This window comes from Flavobacterium cryoconiti (assembly GCF_048158645.1).
In the GTDB taxonomy this organism is placed as follows: domain Bacteria; phylum Bacteroidota; class Bacteroidia; order Flavobacteriales; family Flavobacteriaceae; genus Flavobacterium; species Flavobacterium cryoconiti.
Window position 1 is genome coordinate 480763 of record NZ_JBLNKW010000002.1, and the last position, 16676, is coordinate 497438.

10 protein-coding genes and 1 rRNA gene are annotated in these 16676 nt (G+C 33.5%); 7 read left to right on the top strand and 4 right to left on the bottom strand.

Annotated features, from left to right (window positions below; genetic code table 11):
- The first annotated feature begins 46 nt into the window (after positions 1-46).
- Genes ACM55H_RS05005 through ACM55H_RS05020 form a run of 4 tightly spaced genes read left to right on the top strand, consistent with a single transcriptional unit; the run spans position 47 to position 3482 of the window.
- Entirely contained in the window at positions 47-862 is an 816-nt protein-coding gene (locus tag ACM55H_RS05005; protein WP_416835453.1) for an alpha/beta hydrolase, read from the top strand.
- A gap of 45 nt (positions 863-907) precedes the next feature.
- The gene (locus ACM55H_RS05010) at positions 908-1918 is read left to right on the top strand and encodes a dipeptide epimerase (protein WP_416835454.1); all 1011 of its coding nucleotides are present in this window, start codon (positions 908-910) and stop codon (positions 1916-1918) included.
- A 6-nt stretch (positions 1919-1924) separates the two neighbouring features.
- Entirely contained in the window at positions 1925-2956 is a 1032-nt protein-coding gene (locus ACM55H_RS05015; RefSeq protein ID WP_416835455.1) for an aminotransferase class I/II-fold pyridoxal phosphate-dependent enzyme, read from the top strand.
- 58 nt (positions 2957-3014) lie between these two features.
- Complete coding sequence (locus ACM55H_RS05020; protein ID WP_416835468.1) at positions 3015-3482, top strand: DUF1456 family protein; 468 nt, start codon at positions 3015-3017, stop codon at positions 3480-3482.
- A gap of 100 nt (positions 3483-3582) precedes the next feature.
- On the opposite strand, the gene ACM55H_RS05025 is transcribed toward ACM55H_RS05020, so the two are convergent.
- Positions 3583-5148: a protein adenylyltransferase SelO gene (locus ACM55H_RS05025; protein ID WP_416835456.1), complete on the bottom strand. Its 1566-nt coding sequence runs from the start codon at positions 5146-5148 to the stop codon at positions 3583-3585.
- Positions 5149-5377: 229 nt separating this feature from the next.
- A complete protein-coding gene (gene sucC, locus ACM55H_RS05030) occupies positions 5378-6571 on the bottom strand; it encodes an ADP-forming succinate--CoA ligase subunit beta (RefSeq protein ID WP_416835457.1) in 1194 nt (397 codons plus the stop codon).
- A gap of 398 nt (positions 6572-6969) precedes the next feature.
- Here sucC and gltB point away from each other — a divergent pair, with 398 nt between their 5' ends.
- From gltB to lysA, 3 genes are all read left to right on the top strand, one after another.
- Entirely contained in the window at positions 6970-11484 is a 4515-nt protein-coding gene (gltB, locus tag ACM55H_RS05035) for a glutamate synthase large subunit (RefSeq protein ID WP_416835458.1), read from the top strand.
- A gap of 2 nt (positions 11485-11486) precedes the next feature.
- On the top strand, positions 11487-12941 hold the full coding sequence (locus tag ACM55H_RS05040; RefSeq protein ID WP_416835459.1) for a glutamate synthase subunit beta: 1455 nt from the start codon (positions 11487-11489) through the stop codon (positions 12939-12941).
- Between the two features lie 192 nt (positions 12942-13133).
- Complete coding sequence (gene lysA / locus ACM55H_RS05045; protein WP_416835460.1) at positions 13134-14351, top strand: diaminopimelate decarboxylase; 1218 nt, start codon at positions 13134-13136, stop codon at positions 14349-14351.
- A gap of 66 nt (positions 14352-14417) precedes the next feature.
- Here lysA and pafA read toward each other — a convergent pair whose 3' ends face one another.
- The gene (gene pafA, locus ACM55H_RS05050) at positions 14418-16034 is read right to left on the bottom strand and encodes an alkaline phosphatase PafA (RefSeq protein ID WP_416835461.1); all 1617 of its coding nucleotides are present in this window, start codon (positions 16032-16034) and stop codon (positions 14418-14420) included.
- A gap of 308 nt (positions 16035-16342) precedes the next feature.
- Positions 16343-16452, bottom strand: a 5S ribosomal RNA gene (rrf, locus tag ACM55H_RS05055).
- Positions 16453-16676: the final 224 nt, after the last annotated feature.

Consider the following 16676-nt stretch of genomic DNA (forward strand, 5'->3'; position numbering starts at 1 on the left):
TAGCTAAAATATTGATTTTTTTAAATAAAACCACAAAATACCAGTAATGATTCAACAGCCTAAGTTAATTCTTATTATACTACTTTTTGCGACAATAAAAAATTTCGCTCAACAAAGCACCGCATCAAAACAGGTTTCTACCTTTACTATAGAGGCTCCACAACTTAAAACGACAAAGAAAATCTGGGTATATCTACCTAAAAATTATTTAAATTCCAAAAAGAAATATTCCGTGATATACATGCACGATGCTCAAAATTTATTTGATGCTAAAACATCCTATAGCGGAGAATGGAATGTTGATGAAAAACTGGATAGTCTTAATGCACAGGTTATTGTTATAGGAATCGAGCACGGAAATGAAAAACGTTTAGAGGAACTAACGCCTTATAAAAATGAGAAATATGGTGGTGGAAAAGCGGATAATTATTTAGGATTTATTGTAAAAACGTTGAAGCCAAAAATTGACGAGACTTATAGAACCAAACCTGAGAAGAAAAATACCCTAATTATGGGAAGTTCTTTGGGTGGTTTGACTTCCTTTTACGCAACTTTAAAATATCCTGAAGTATTTGGTAAAGCAGGTGTTTTCTCGCCCGCTTTTTGGATTAACCGCAAGGAAATTTTTGAATTAGAAGAAAAAAATAAAAAGCAAAAAACAAAATATTATTTCCTTTGCGGAGATAAAGAAGGTGACGATGATTCTATGATTTTTGACCTCAATAAGATGGAACACCTAATTAACACTAAACGATGTTATTGCCTCAATTTGAATGAAAAGAAAATCGTAAAAGGAGGACAACACAATGAAAAGTTATGGCGCGATGGTTTTGTCAAAGCAGTTTTATGGCTCGGTTATTAATTTAAAAAATAAATACATTAATTTTAAGTACTAAATCAGATTCAAATGGAACTAATCTTAAGAGAATACAACCTTAAATTAAAACATACGTTTACGATTTCAAGAGAATCGATTGACTTTCAGCCTTCATTGATTGTAGCATTAAAAAGTGAAGGATTTTCAGGTTTTGGCGAAGCAACATCTAATCCATATTATAAGACAACCGTTCCAATGATGATGAAGGATTTAGAAAAAATTCGTTCTGTAATTGAAACTACAACAAATGAAACACCCGAAGAATTTTGGGCAAAAATTTATCCTTATTTAAAAGACGACATGTTTGCTTTGTGCGCTTTGGATATGGCGTATACTGATTTGCATGCTCGTAAAAAAGGAAAAAAATTGTACGAGTTATGGAATTATTCCATCGATAAAAATCCATTGACAGATTATACTATTGGTATTGCTTCCATAGAAAAAATGGTTGCTAAAATGGAAGAATTACCTTGGCCGATTTATAAAATAAAACTAGGAACCAAAGAAGATATTGCCATTGTAAAAGAGTTACGAAAACATACCAATGCCATTTTTAGAATCGATGCCAATTGTGGTTGGGGAGTGGAAGAAACCATAAATAATGCAGTCGAGTTAAAAAAACTAGGCGTAGAATTTTTGGAACAACCCATGAAAGCAGATAATTGGGAAGAACACAAGGAAGTTTTCAAGCATTCTGTTTTACCTATAATTGCTGACGAAAGTTGTATTATAGAAGAAGATGTGGCCAAATGTCACCATCATTTTCATGGCGTAAATATCAAATTAGTAAAATGTGGCGGATTAACACCCGGACGACGAATGATTGAGGAAGCCAAGAAATTAGGTTTAAAAACGATGGTGGGTTGTATGACAGAATCAACGGTTGGAATATCTGCGATTGCTCATTTATTACCGCAATTGGATTACGTGGATATGGACGGCGCATTGCTTTTGGCAGAAGATATTGCAACTGGTGTAACAATAGATTTTGGAAAAACAAACTATTCAGACTTAAATGGTACAGGTGTAACTTTAATTTAATTTTAAATGAAAGTCAACCAATTTCCAGATCGAATAATTGAAATCGAAAATGAAGAATATCTATATTTTGGCGGAACGGCCTATTTGGGTTTACCAACACATCCTGAATTCCAAAAGCTGCTCATCAAAAATATTTTACAATGGGGAACGGCTTACGGAAGTTCCAGAAGTGCCAACATTCAATTAACTGCCTATGAAAATGGAGAACGTTTTTTAGCCAATTATATCAAAGCGGATGCTGCGCTTACCCTTTCTTCCGGAATGTTAGCGGGAAAATTAGTTATTGAAGCAGTAACACCTCAAACTGATTGCTTTTTTCATTTTCCCGATACGCATACTGCTATAAAAGCAGTAAATAGTCTTCCTTTTTTTATTGGAAATGAATTAAATCCTCGTTTGCTGGATACCACAGTTGAAAAAATTACGATTCTAACTGATGCGGTTCCTTCTTTTCATGTAGAACCAATCAATCTTTCCATTCTAAATTCGATTCCTTCCAATAAAGAAATCACTTTGGTAATTGATGAATCACATTCACTTGGGATTTTGGGGACGAATGGTTGCGGGATTTTTTCGAATATTGATCTTCCCAATATTAAAAGAAAAATCATGCTGTCCTCTTTAGGTAAAGCTTTCGGATTGACGGGAGGTGTAATTGCCAGTGATTCCGAGTTTATTAATCAGATGGCAGCTCATGATACTTTTGTTTCCAGTGCAGGAATGAATGCGGCATTTGTACAAACTATGGCTGATGCATCAGTAATCTATTTGCAACAGCATCAAAAACTAAAAGACAATTTAAAATATATAGAAGCTCATTTAATTAAAAATAAAGTAGTTCGTTTTGATCCAGATTACCCCTTACTTTATCCTGAAATCGAAGGAATAAATGAAATTTTCACTGCGAATAAAATTATAGTAACCAATTTTAAATACACGACTGACACTAAGGATTTAAATCGAATTGTAATTACTGCCAATCACAAAAAAGAAGATTTGGATAAAATAATTCACATTCTGAACCAAAACCAATTCTAAATCTAAAATTGTGGTGCGATTGCTTTTTAACCGTACCTTTGTAAAAAATTAGAATATGATGACAAACAACGATATCTTTAAAAAACTTCGCGTAGCTTTAATGTTGCGTGACGATCAAATAGTTGAAATATTAGAATTGGTAGATTTTAGAATCACTAAATCAGAATTGGGTGCTTTTTTCCGTGATGAAAAACATGAGAATTATATGGAATGCGGTGACCAAGTGTTGCGTAATTTCCTAAACGCTTTAGTAATTCACTTGCGTGGAACCAAAGAAAATCCAAAAAACCCAAACGATGTTTTAGCTAAACACAAAGCTCAAATTCCTGTAAAAGAAGGCGCTTCAGAAAGAGCTGAATTCAAAGCAAAACCAAGAGACGAAGAGAAATCAAGAGGTGACGAAAGTCCTTCAAAAACGAAGCCTGCTGCTAAAAAACCGTTCAAAAAACAATTCTCAAAAGGAGCTCCAAAGGTTCAAGTAGTAGAGAAAGTGAAATTTAATTTCGGAAAGAATAAAAAATCATAAGTAGTGTAAATTTGTGCGCTTCTACTAAATTAAACTAAAAAATCCTGAGTTTTCACTCAGGATTTTTTTATATCTTTAAAAGTATTTCATCATAAAAGCCTTAAGAACTACAGCTTAACATAGAACACCCCACTTTATCTCTAGCCCAATCAGGTCTTTTGGCAAACCATTTTTGAAAATTTAGTTGTTCATCATAGGGATTTTTAAGCATTTCAAATAGTTCATTTAACAACAAATAATTTCCTTTATCTGCATCTTCAATACACAATTGTGCCATATAATTTCGCAATACATATTTTGGATTTACTTTATTCATTTGCTCTTTTCTTTCAGAATCCGAGAGTATTTCTTCATTGATTCGAATTTTGTAATTGTCAAACCATTCGTGCCAATCTTTCAAGATAGTTTCATTCAAATCCTTTTCGTTGTAGAACGCATCTTTTATTGTATTGAAAGCTGTTGTTGCATTATCTGCTTCTGTAACATTACCTAGATTTCTAAAGAAAATTGTCATATCGGTTTCTACCAATTCAAGCAGTTGGGTTAAACTTTCAATTAAAATTGCGTCAGTTTCTTTTTTGATTTGGAAACCGAGTTTATTTTGCATCATATTCAAATACTCCTTTTCGTAATCAAGACTAAAAGCATCCAAAATAGTTTCAAGAGGTTTAGCATCCTGAATCAAAGGATACAAAGCGTTAGCCAATTGATACAAATTCCACAGCGCAATTTCAGGTTGATTGCCAAAACGGTATCTTTTATGCTGCCTATCCGTTGTATTAGGCGTCCAATTGGAATTAAAGTCTTCCAACCAACCGTAAGGTCCATAATCAATCGTAATACCATGAATGGACATATTGTCGGTATTCATAACACCATGAACAAAACCAACGCGTTGCCAGTGTACAATCATATTCAGTGTAGTTTGTGATACTTCATGAAAAAAGTCCAGATATTTCCCAACACCTTCTCCTTGAATATGAGGAAAATGATGTTTGATGGTGAAATCAGCTAATAATTTTAGATTAACATACTCTTTTCGGGAAGAAAATAATTCAAAGCTACCAAAACGGATAAAAGAAGGAGCTACTCTACAAACAATTGCTCCTTTTTCGTAGGCCGGATTTCCATTATACAATACATCACGTAATACTTGATCGCCAGAAAGCATTAGCGAAAGCGAACGTGTGGTTGGAACACCTAAATAATGCATCGCTTCGGCACACAAATGCTCTCGAATGGAAGAACGTAAAACTGCAAACCCATCCGCTGTTCTGGAATATGGAGTTGGCCCAGCTCCTTTTAACTGCAAAGTATATGTTTTATTGTTATGAACAACTTCGGTTAAATTGATGGCACGACCGTCTCCTAATTGCCCCGCCCAGTTTCCAAATTGATGTCCGGCATAACACAATGCAAAGGGTTTTGTTTCCGGATAAACGGTGCTTCCTGAAAAAACATTTAAAAAATCAGGAGAAAGTATATCTTCTTGAGAAAGACCAATAGCCTTTGCTACTTCATTTGAAGCATGTATTAATGAAGGATTTGAAGGTTTTTTAGGTAATACATACGAATAACAAGCTTGCTGTACCTGTCTCGGCATATTGCTTTCATCGGGATCAGCAGGTAACTCGGTAATGAAATTATTTTGTATATGAAGTTTCATTTGGTAACAGATTAATATAAACTAGAATAATTAATACTAGTATAATGTAAAGGTATTCGATACGCTACACATAATTGAATTCTTATGATAACTTTATTTTATAATCAAAGTCATTTTATTTATAAACACTAAAAGCACAATTTACAGTATCATCAACACTATAAATTTATTACATAAAAAAATCCTGAGCTTTCACCCAGGATCTTTTTAAGATATAACAATTTTCTAATTAAGAAAGCGCCGCTTTTACCTGGTCAGCTGCCTCTTGAAATTCAACAGCCGATAAAATTGGCATTCCTGAATTATCAATTAATTCTTTAGCAATAGCTGCATTAGTCCCTTGTAAACGAACAATGATTGGTACTTTAATAGCATCTCCCATATTTTTGTAAGCATCAACAACTCCTTGTGCCACACGGTCACAACGAACAATTCCTCCAAAAATATTAATCAAAATTGCTTTTACGTTCTTATCTTTTAAGATAATACGGAAAGCCGTTTCAACCCGTTTTGCATCAGCAGTTCCACCTACGTCAAGAAAGTTAGCAGGCTCAAAACCAGCATACTTAATTAAATCCATAGTTGCCATAGCTAAACCAGCTCCATTTACCATACATCCTACTGTACCGTCAAGATCAACATAGTTTAAACCTACTTCTTTTGCTTCAACTTCGATTGGATTTTCCTCACGAACGTCACGCATATCAGCATATTTTTTTTGTCTGTATAAAGCATTATCATCGATATTTACTTTAGCATCTACAGCCATAATTTTATTGTCAGATGTTTTCAAAACCGGGTTGATTTCAAACATCGAAGCATCAGATCCAATATAAGCATTGTATAAAGAATCGATGAATTTCACCATTTCTTTAAAAGCATTACCTGAAAGACCTAAGTTAAAAGCAATTCTTCTTGCTTGAAAACCTTGTAATCCAACAGAAGGATCAACTTCTTCGGTAAAAATTAAATGTGGAGTGTGTTCCGCAACTTCTTCAATATCCATTCCACCTTCAGTAGAATACATAATCATGTTACGACCTGTTGCTCTATTCAATAAAACAGAAACATAAAACTCAGAAGTTTCACTTTCGCCAGGATAATAAACATCTTCAGCAATTAAAACTTTATGTACTTTTTTACCTTCAGCAGAAGTTTGAGGTGTTACCAATTGCATCCCAATGATTTGTTCTGCAATTTCTTCTACTTGTTGTAAATTTTTGGCAAGTTTAACTCCACCACCTTTACCACGTCCACCTGCATGAACTTGGGCTTTTACTACATACCAACTTGTACCAGTTTCTGTAGTTAATTGTTTTGCAGCAGCAACGGCTTCTACTGGACTATTAGCAACGATTCCGCGTTGTATGCGAACTCCGTAGCTAGCTAAAATCTCTTTTCCTTGATATTCGTGTATGTTCATAATATAGAATTTGTCTGGATTCTGAATTTATTTCAGAATAAAAGTGGCACAAAAATAGCAAAATTAAACTTAACTACTATTTTTTTTTATTAAATGTAGCGCCTAAATTTGTACATTTCAAGCTATTCATTGAGCGAACTAAAAAATATAAAAAATAACAAACATTTTGTTATAATTCTAAAACAAAAATCATCAGTAAAATAATTCTTTCAAAATTATTGCTTTTAGTCCTTTTAATCGGTTTTCTTTTTATCGAAAAATCAATTCAAATGTATTTAAATACAATTATTGTGATTTATCGCACCTTTTTCTACTATTACTGTAAAAATACGCTCATTTTGGCTTTTGTATTCATTATATGTTACTAAATCTTTAATTTTGTAAAAAAAATATTAAGCATGAAAGTTAAAGAACAAGGCCTTTATTTGCCCGAATTTGAACATGATAATTGTGGCGCAGGATTTATTTGTAATTTGAATGGAATTAAGTCTAATGATATTATTCATAAAGCACTTGATATCTTAATAAAGCTAGAGCATCGTGGAGCTGTAAGTGCAGATGGAAGAACAGGAGATGGAGCTGGAATATTATTTGATATCCCTCATATCTTTTTTAAAAAAGTATGTGATTTTGAAATCCCAGAAGCAAGACAATATGCAGTAGGAATGGTATTTATGCCAAAAAGCATAAACCAAGTAGCTTTTTGTAAAACAACTTTTGAGGATTCTATACGCAATCAAAATTTAGAAATTCTAGGATGGAGAGATGTTCCTGTAGATGTTTCTAATTTAGGACAAATTGCAGCTGAAAAAGAACCAACCGTAAAACAAGTATTTGTTGGTAAAAACGGATTGGACCTTACAGAACAACAATTTAACGCCAAAATGTTTGCTGCAAGAAAAATTGCAGAGCATACAATAAGAAATTCAAGAACTTCAGAAAGTCATATGTTCTATTTTTCTAGTTTTTCAACAACTACTATTATATATAAAGGTTTGTTGATGCCAGAAGACATTAGTCGTTACTATACTGATTTATCTGATACTGATTTAGTTACCAGATTAGCTTTGGTTCACCAACGCTTTTCAACAAATACATTTCCTTCTTGGGAATTAGCACAACCATTTAGATACATGTGTCATAATGGAGAAATCAATACCCTTCGAGGTAACATTAGCAGAATGCGTGCTCGTGAAGAATTGATGCAAAGTGATGTATTTGGTGATGATTTGAAAAAATTATTCCCTATTATATTAGAAGGAAAATCAGATTCAGCTTCTATGGATATGGTTGTCGAGTTGTTATTGATGACTGGACGTTCTTTACCTGAAGCAATGATGATGGTGGTTCCTGAAGCTTGGGAAAAACACCAAACCATGTCGGAAGACAAAAAAGCATTTTATGAGTATAATGCTTGTATCATGGAACCTTGGGATGGTCCAGCTTCTATTCCTTTTACAGATGGTAACGTTATTGGTGCCTTATTAGATAGAAATGGTTTGAGACCTTCTCGTTATACACTTACAAAAAGTGGTTTCGTAATTATGTCTTCAGAAATTGGTGTTCTTGATATCAAACCGGAAGATGTAGTGCAACATGGTCGTTTAGAGCCAGGAAAAATGTTTTTGGTGGACATGAACGAAGGTAGAATCATTGAAGATGATGAGATCAAAAATTCAGTAGTTACCAAACGTCCATACAAAAAATGGTTAGATGAGAATTTATTGCAATTAGCTCAAATTCCTTATACTAATAATCCAATACCAACCGAAAAAATAGACTTTGAAACAAGACAACGTTTATTTGGTTACACAATTGAGGATTTAAAAACAATCATAAACCCAATGGGAGCTCAAGGTAACGAAGCCTTAAGTTCTATGGGTAATGATACTCCTTTAGCGGTTTTATCAGATCAACCACAATTATTATATAACTATTTCAAACAATTATTTGCACAGGTTACTAACCCACCATTGGATGGTATCCGTGAAGAGATTATTACTGATATCAGTTTAGCAATTGGTGGAGATTTTAATATTTTTGATATTGAGCCTAAGCATTGTAAAAAATTAAAAATCCAAAATCCAGTTATTTCAAATGAGGATTTAGATAAAATAAGAAATATTGATCATGCTGATTTCAAATCGGTGACTATTTCTACTTTATACGATATCGAAAAAGGAGTAAATGGATTAGAACGCGCTTTGGAAAGAGCAGTTCAAGCTACTTTTAAAGCAGTTTCTGAAGGTTGCAATATTGTAATCATTTCTGATAGAGGTGTAAGCGAGAAAATGGCTCCAATACCAATGTTATTGGCTTGTTCTTATATTCATCATTCACTGAATATTCTAAAAGTTCGTTCGAAATTTGGAATTATAATTGAATCTGCTGAACCACGTGAACCACATCATTTTGCATTATTATTTGGTTACGGCGCAAGTGCAATAAATCCTTATATGGTAAATGAAATTATTCATGACCAAGTTAACGAGGGCTTTATTACTGGAGTAAAAGCAGATTATGCAATTAAAAATTATAATAAAGCGATTGCAAAAGGAATCCTTAAAATCATGAATAAGATTGGTATCTCTACTTTACATTCGTATAGAGCTGCTCAAATTTTTGAAATTTTAGGTTTAAATAAAACATTCACTTCTAAATATTTCCCTTACACACCTTCTAGAATTGAAGGAATTGGTCTAATGGAAGTGGAAAAAGAAATCAAAAAAAGATATCAAAAAGCTTTTCCAAATTCAAAAGTAGCCAATTTATTGTCACTTGAAATTGGAGGAATCTATAGATGGAGAAGAACTGGGGAAAAACACATGTTCAACCCAACAACTATTTCTAAGTTACAACAGGCTGTTAGATTAAATAGCCCAGAAAGCTATAAGGAATACTCCAATATGGTCAATGACCAAAGTAAAAACCTAATGACTATTAGAGGTTTATTTGAATTCAATAATTTGGATCCAATTTCTATTGACGAAGTAGAGCCTTGGACAGAAATTGTGAAAAAATTCAAAACTGGAGCCATGTCTTATGGATCTATCAGTCAGGAAGCCCACGAAAACTTGGCAATTGCCATGAATAGAATTGGCGGAAAAAGTAATTCTGGAGAAGGTGGAGAAGATCCTAAACGTTTTCAAAAAGACTTAAATGGTGATTCTAGAAATAGTGCTATTAAACAAGTAGCTTCTGGAAGATTTGGTGTGTCTATCAACTATTTGACAAATGCCAGAGAGATTCAAATAAAAATGGCTCAAGGTGCAAAACCTGGAGAAGGTGGACAATTACCTGGAGAGAAAGTAGTGCCTTGGATTGCTGCTGTAAGAAATTCAACTCCTTATGTTGGACTAATTTCGCCTCCGCCACATCACGATATTTACTCTATTGAAGATTTATCTCAATTGATTTTTGATTTAAAAAATGCCAATCGTGAAGCACGTATTAACGTTAAGTTAGTTTCTGAAGTTGGTGTTGGAACAATCGCTGCTGGTGTTGCTAAAGCAAAAGCTGATGTGATCTTGATTTCAGGATATGATGGAGGTACTGGTGCTGCACCATTAACTTCACTACAACATACAGGTATTCCTTGGGAGCTTGGACTTGCCGAAGCACAACAAACTTTAATCTTAAATGATTTAAGAAGTCGTGTAGTTTTAGAATGTGACGGACAATTAAAAACAGGACGTGATGTAGCTATCGCTGCTTTACTTGGAGCTGAAGAATTTGGTTTTGCAACAGCACCGTTAGTAGCGTCTGGTTGTATCATGATGAGAGCTTGCCACTTGAACACCTGTCCAGTTGGTATCGCTACACAAGATCCAGAATTGAGAAAAAATTTCAAAGGAACTCCAGAGCATATCATTAACTTCATGTATTTTATTGCTGAAGAGTTAAGAGAAATCATGGCGCAATTAGGATTTAGAACACTAAAAGAAATGGTGGGACAATCTCAAAAACTGAACGTTAACAAAGCTATTAAACATTACAAAGCAAGTGGATTAGATTTATCTACCATTTTATATAAACCAGAAAAAGCTAAAGTTGTTCCAAATCATAATACAACAACACAAGATCATGCTTTAGATAATGTACTTGATTTTGAAATTATAAAAGCAGCTATTCCTTCTATTTATAGAAAAGAAAAAACAAGAGTTACTTTTGATATCAAAAACACGGATCGTTCTGTTGGTGCAATATTAAGTAATGAAATTTCAAAAATATATGGTGCACAAGGTTTACCTGAAGACACAATATTAGTTGATTTTGAAGGTTCTGCCGGACAAAGTTTTGGTGCTTTTGCAACAAATGGTCTGTCATTCAAAATTCATGGAAACTGTAATGATTATTTAGGGAAAGGACTTTCAGGTGGTAAATTAATTATCAAAGTCCCTCCTACTGCAACATTCAAACCGGAAGAAAACATCATCATTGGTAACGTTGCCCTTTACGGAGCAATTACTGGTGAAGCTTACATCAACGGTATGGCTGGAGAACGTTTTTGTGTTAGAAATTCTGGAGCAACAGCAGTTGTAGAAGGAATTGGAGATCATGGATGCGAGTATATGACTGGAGGAACTGTAGTAGTTTTAGGAAAAACCGGAAGAAACTTCGCTGCAGGTATGAGTGGTGGTATTGCTTATGTTTTTGATCCAAATAAAAAATTCGATGCTACAGTATGTAATATGGAAATGGTTGCTTTTGAAACATTAGAAGAAGAGGATATAACTAAACTGAGACGTTTAATTAAAAATCATTCTATGTATACAAATAGTCCATTGGCAAAAAGAATTTTGGCTGATTGGGAAAATCAACAAAAACACTTTATTAAAGTAATGCCAACAGATTACAAAAAAGCATTGAAAAGATTAGCAGAAGAAAAGCAAATAGAAGAACTAATAGCATAGTCATGGGTAAGATAGGTGGATTTAAAGAATATAGTAGAACTGACGAAAATAATATAGCTGTTGTAGAACGTGTATCAAACTATAATGAGTTTACAATTCCGTTAGCAAAAGATAAAATAAAAGAACAAGGTTCAAGATGTATGGATTGTGGTATTCCTTTTTGCCACAGTGCTTGTCCATTAGGAAATTTAATTCCTGATTTTAATGACATGGTACATCAAGAGGAATGGGAAAGTGCATTGGAGATTTTGCAATCAACAAACAATTTCCCTGAATTCACAGGAAGATTATGTCCTGCTCCATGTGAAAAATCATGCGTTTTAGGTATAATCAGTGAACCTGTAGCTATTGAAAATATTGAAAAAAATATTATCGAAAGAGGTTTCGCAGAAGGATGGATAAAACCACAAATTCCAGCAACAAGAACAGGCAAAACGGTAGCTGTCATAGGCTCTGGTCCTGCTGGTTTAGCGGCTGCACAACAATTAAATCGTGCAGGACATACCGTTACCGTTTTTGAAAGAGACAATGCAATTGGTGGATTATTACGTTATGGAATTCCAAATTTCAAATTAGAAAAAGGAATTATTGACAGACGTGTTGCTGTTTTAGAAGCAGAAGGGATTGTATTTAAAACCAATGTAAACGTTGGTGTAAATTTCAGTATCGAAGAATTAAATTCTTTTGATTCAATTGTATTATGTGGTGGAGCAACTGAAAGAAGAAGTTTACCTACAAAAGGAATTGAAAGCAAAGGAGTTGTTCAGGCAATGGACTTTTTAACACAACAAACTAAAGTATTATACGGAGAATCTATTCTGGATCAAATCAAAGCTACTGGTAAAGATGTTATCGTTATTGGTGGTGGTGATACTGGATCGGATTGTGTTGGAACTTCAAACAGACACGGTGCAAAATCGGTTACTAATTTTGAAATTTTACCAAAACCACCAGTTGGAAGAAGTGAAACTACTCCTTGGCCATTTTGGCCATTACAATTAAAAACTTCATCTTCTCATGAAGAAGGTTGTGACAGAAACTGGTTAATCAATACCAAAGAATTCATTTCTAATGAAAAAGGTGAATTAACAGGATTAAAAACTGTTGAAGTAGCTTGGAAAATGACACCGGGACAAAGACCTGAATTGATAGAAAAAGAAGGATCCGAAAAAATCTGGCCTTGTGATTTAGCTTTATTAGCACTTGGATTTACAGGCCCTGAGAAAACATTAAGTGACCAATTAGGACTCGAAGTAGACTTTAGAAGTAACTACAAAGCAAATAATTATCAAACAAATGTTCCTCATATATTTACTGCTGGTGACATGAGAAGAGGACAATCCCTAATTGTTTGGGCAATATCTGAAGGTCGTGAAGCTGCTAGAGAAGTAGATAATTATCTAATGGGTTTCACAAATTTACCAACTAAAGGTAACGGTGATTTACCTAGTTTATAAAAAAAAGTAATTTTACAAAATCCCTTGATAAATTAATTATCAAGGGATTTTTATTTTCATAAAAGTTATAAAAAAACAATAGATTATATTAAATGTTTTAAATATAACATTTTGTTATATTTTGTTAAAATCAATACTTTTATTTGTTTGTATTGATAAAGAATAATAAATTTGCCTAAAAATAGAATCAAAATGCAAGGAAAAGACTTATTACAATTAGCAGAACAATTCGGTAGTCCGTTATATATTTATGACGCTGAAAAAATACAATCTCAATACAATAGATTAACAAAAGCTTTTTCAAAAGTAGATAAGTTACGCATTAATTATGCAATGAAGGCACTTTCAAATGTAGCCATCCTTCAATTACTAAAAGAAATGGGATCTGGTTTAGACACTGTATCTATTCAAGAAGTATTGTTAGGACTTCATGCAGGATATGAGCCTGAAAAAATATTCTATACACCAAATGGAGTTTCTTTGGAAGAAATTGAAGAAGTTTCTGCTATGGGAGTACAAATCAACATAGATAATTTATCTATTCTAGAACAGTTTGGCACAAAATATCCATCTGTACCAGTTTGTATCCGTATAAATCCGCACGTAATGGCAGGCGGTAATGCAAATATATCTGTCGGTCATATTGATAGTAAATTTGGCATTTCTGTTCACCAATTACCACATTTGGTTCGTATCGTTGAAAATACAAAAATGAATATAGTTGGTATTCACATGCATACGGGTTCTGATATTCTTGACATAGAAGTATTTTTATACGCAGCGGAGATCTTATTTGACGCGGCAAAAAACTTCAAAAACCTTGAATTTTTAGATTTTGGAAGCGGATTTAAAGTTCCTTACAAAAAGGATGATATCGAAACTGATATTGAAGAATTAGGCAAAAAACTTTCAAAAAGATTCAATGCTTTTTGTACAGAATACGGCAAAGAATTAACATTAATATTTGAACCTGGTAAATTTCTTGTGAGTGAAGCTGGTTTCTTTTTAGCTAAAGTTAATGTGGTGAAACAAACTACGTCAACAGTTTTTGCAGGGATAGATAGCGGTTTTAATCACTTAATTAGACCAATGTTTTATGGTTCACAACATTATATTGAAAACATATCACACCCGAAAGGAAAAGAACGTTTTTATTCTGTTGTTGGATATATTTGTGAAACTGATACTTTTGCAAATAATAGAAGAATATCCGAAATAAAAGAAGGCGATATTTTATGTTTTAGAAATGCTGGAGCTTATTGCTTCTCTATGGCATCTAATTATAATTCAAGATACAAACCAGCAGAAGTATTGTGGATGAAAGGCGAAGGGCACTTAATACGAGCACATGAAACCTTTGAAGATTTATTAAAAAATCAAATTCCATTACCAATAGTTGCGACTGTTTAAGTAAAATAAAATTCCATCTCATTTAAACATGAGATGGGATTTTTTTATTAAACACATAATTAAAGTTTATTTATTTTCAAAAACTTCCTCCAAAACATTAGCTTCAGTACCATTTGGAAAGGGAATTTTAATTTTCTGAGCAATTGTCGGTGCTATTTGTGTAATATATTTCTTTGCAAATGATTCTCCTTTCTTAATATGCCAACCGTAGAATATTACTGGTACATGCGTATCATAACTATATGGTGTTCCATGAGAAGTTCCTGTACCTTGGTATTCTATATAAGCAGCTTTGTCAAGAATAACAAGATCTCCATCTTGTGTTGGATCGTATCCTTTAGTTATAAAATTAAGATAATAATCATTTCCCGTAGACCCTAGAATCTCTTCTTCAGTATAGACTCTTTTAACTTGCTCTTGAGTCATCAAATAGTCTTTAAAAGACTGTTTTACTTTATTCAAATCAAGCCCTTTGGACTTAATAATTTCTTTATTAAAGAAAAGATTGAAATTAGAATAATTTAAAATTAAATCTTGTCCAAAACTGGCAATAGAAAAGTCTTTTAATCCTTTAATAATATCCTTCGGATTAATGCTTTTTACGTTGTATTTATTGTCTCTAAGATAGTTTGCGTTTTCTGCTCCTGCATGATCTGCAGTAAGAAAAAGCAAATAATTATCTTTTCCTACCTTTTTGTCTAAATAAGCTAAAAACTCAGCGATTGTCTGATCTAAACGTAAATAAGTATCTTGTAACTCTATCGATCTTGGCCCAAGTAAGTGACCTACATAATCCGTAGAAGAAAAACTAACAGTCAGGAAATCAGTAATATTATCTTTCCCTAATTCTTCTTTTTCAATTGCTTTCATTGCAAATTCCGCCAAAAGATTATTACCAAATGGTGTTGAACGTATTACTCCTGCATCATTTTTATCATACATATCTTTTAAATTATATGGAAATACAGGTGCAGTACTATTGTACAATTTCCCCTCATAAGGATTATCATCTGCGAGGCTTTCGTTATAAGTTGATGCAGGTTTGAATAAATTCCAACCTTTAGTTATATAAGGCATGTATCTTTTTTCTTGATTGAATTCTGTAACCCAATCCGGTAATGCTGAACCATAAAAAGAACTGGAAATAAAAGCTCCGGTTTTACTGAACCAAAAAGCCCAATTGGCAAAATGTCCTGCTGGTAAAATGGCTCCACGATCCTTCAAGCTCATCCCTATAACTTTTCCTTTAAAATTAGTAGCCAATCGCAATTCATCAGTAATAGTTGTGCTTAGTAAATTCTTAGGAGACATTTCTCCCTCTTTGACTGTACCATCTCCAATTGTTTTTACCGATGCATCATCTGTACAGTACATTTCCTTACCCAAAATTCTACTAAACCATTCATTTCCCACAATTCCGTGTGTAGAAGGAGTAGTGCCGGTATAAATAGAGGCATGCCCTGGAGCTGTATAAGTAGGCATATAATTATAATGCATATTTTGGAAAGTAAAGCCACTCCCCATTAATCTTTTAAAACCGTTTGGTGAAAAATCATCGGAAAAACGATATAAATATTCCATCTTCATTTGATCTACAACAATGCCAACAACCAATTTTGGTCGCTCCTGAGCTTGCATATTTAAAGACATAATAAATGTCAAAAACAAAATAATTTTTTTCATATTGTATTTTTATATAGTAGCACAAAAATACACTTTAATGTTGTAAAATAAGTCCTAAGAAAACGGCAAGCATGATAAATTAATCATTTCTTAAATCGAATCCGACTTGATCGTTTTAGGGTAGTGCCAATTGAATGGTTTTTAGATTTGACTATAAGGCAAAAAAATCCTATTCAAATAATGAATAGGATTTAATAGAATCTGAAACGAGTCCAGATTAAAGAAAGGCGACGAACCGAGGCTGAAAGCCGAACACGTCGTACTGCTGTAAAACAAAAAAGCCTATCTTTTCAGATAGGCTTTTCAAAGAAAGGCGACGACATACTCTCCCACATAACTGCAGTACCATCTGCGCAGGCGGGCTTAACTACTCTGTTCGGGATGGGAAGAGGTGAGCCCCGCCGCAATAACCACCTTAAGAGGTTATAATTGCTTTGGGCAATTACTGTAACAATTAACAATTTATCATTGATAATTAATCACATAATATCTTAACATACTGAGATAAAGAAAATAAAAAGTGTGAGAAAGTTTCTTCCCCGGGTTGCCCCGGGGAAAAGCGTACATAAGCTTACGGGTTATTAGTACTACTCGACTATGACATTACTGCCTTTACATCTATAGCCTATCAACGTAGTCATC

What these genes read in the sequence shown, in the direction of transcription:
- ACM55H_RS05005 (WP_416835453.1), top strand. Translation starts at nt 47, where the DNA reads ATGATTCAACAGCCTAAGTTAATTCTTATTATACTACTTTTTGCGACA.
- ACM55H_RS05010 (WP_416835454.1), top strand. Translation starts at nt 908, where the DNA reads ATGGAACTAATCTTAAGAGAATACAACCTTAAATTAAAACATACGTTT.
- ACM55H_RS05015 (WP_416835455.1), top strand. Translation starts at nt 1,925, where the DNA reads ATGAAAGTCAACCAATTTCCAGATCGAATAATTGAAATCGAAAATGAA.
- ACM55H_RS05020 (WP_416835468.1), top strand. Translation starts at nt 3,015, where the DNA reads ATGACAAACAACGATATCTTTAAAAAACTTCGCGTAGCTTTAATGTTG.
- ACM55H_RS05025 (WP_416835456.1), bottom strand. Translation starts at nt 5,148, where the DNA reads ATGAAACTTCATATACAAAATAATTTCATTACCGAGTTACCTGCTGAT.
- sucC (WP_416835457.1), bottom strand. Translation starts at nt 6,571, where the DNA reads ATGAACATACACGAATATCAAGGAAAAGAGATTTTAGCTAGCTACGGA.
- gltB (WP_416835458.1), top strand. Translation starts at nt 6,970, where the DNA reads ATGAAAGTTAAAGAACAAGGCCTTTATTTGCCCGAATTTGAACATGAT.
- ACM55H_RS05040 (WP_416835459.1), top strand. Translation starts at nt 11,487, where the DNA reads ATGGGTAAGATAGGTGGATTTAAAGAATATAGTAGAACTGACGAAAAT.
- lysA (WP_416835460.1), top strand. Translation starts at nt 13,134, where the DNA reads ATGCAAGGAAAAGACTTATTACAATTAGCAGAACAATTCGGTAGTCCG.
- pafA (WP_416835461.1), bottom strand. Translation starts at nt 16,034, where the DNA reads ATGAAAAAAATTATTTTGTTTTTGACATTTATTATGTCTTTAAATATG.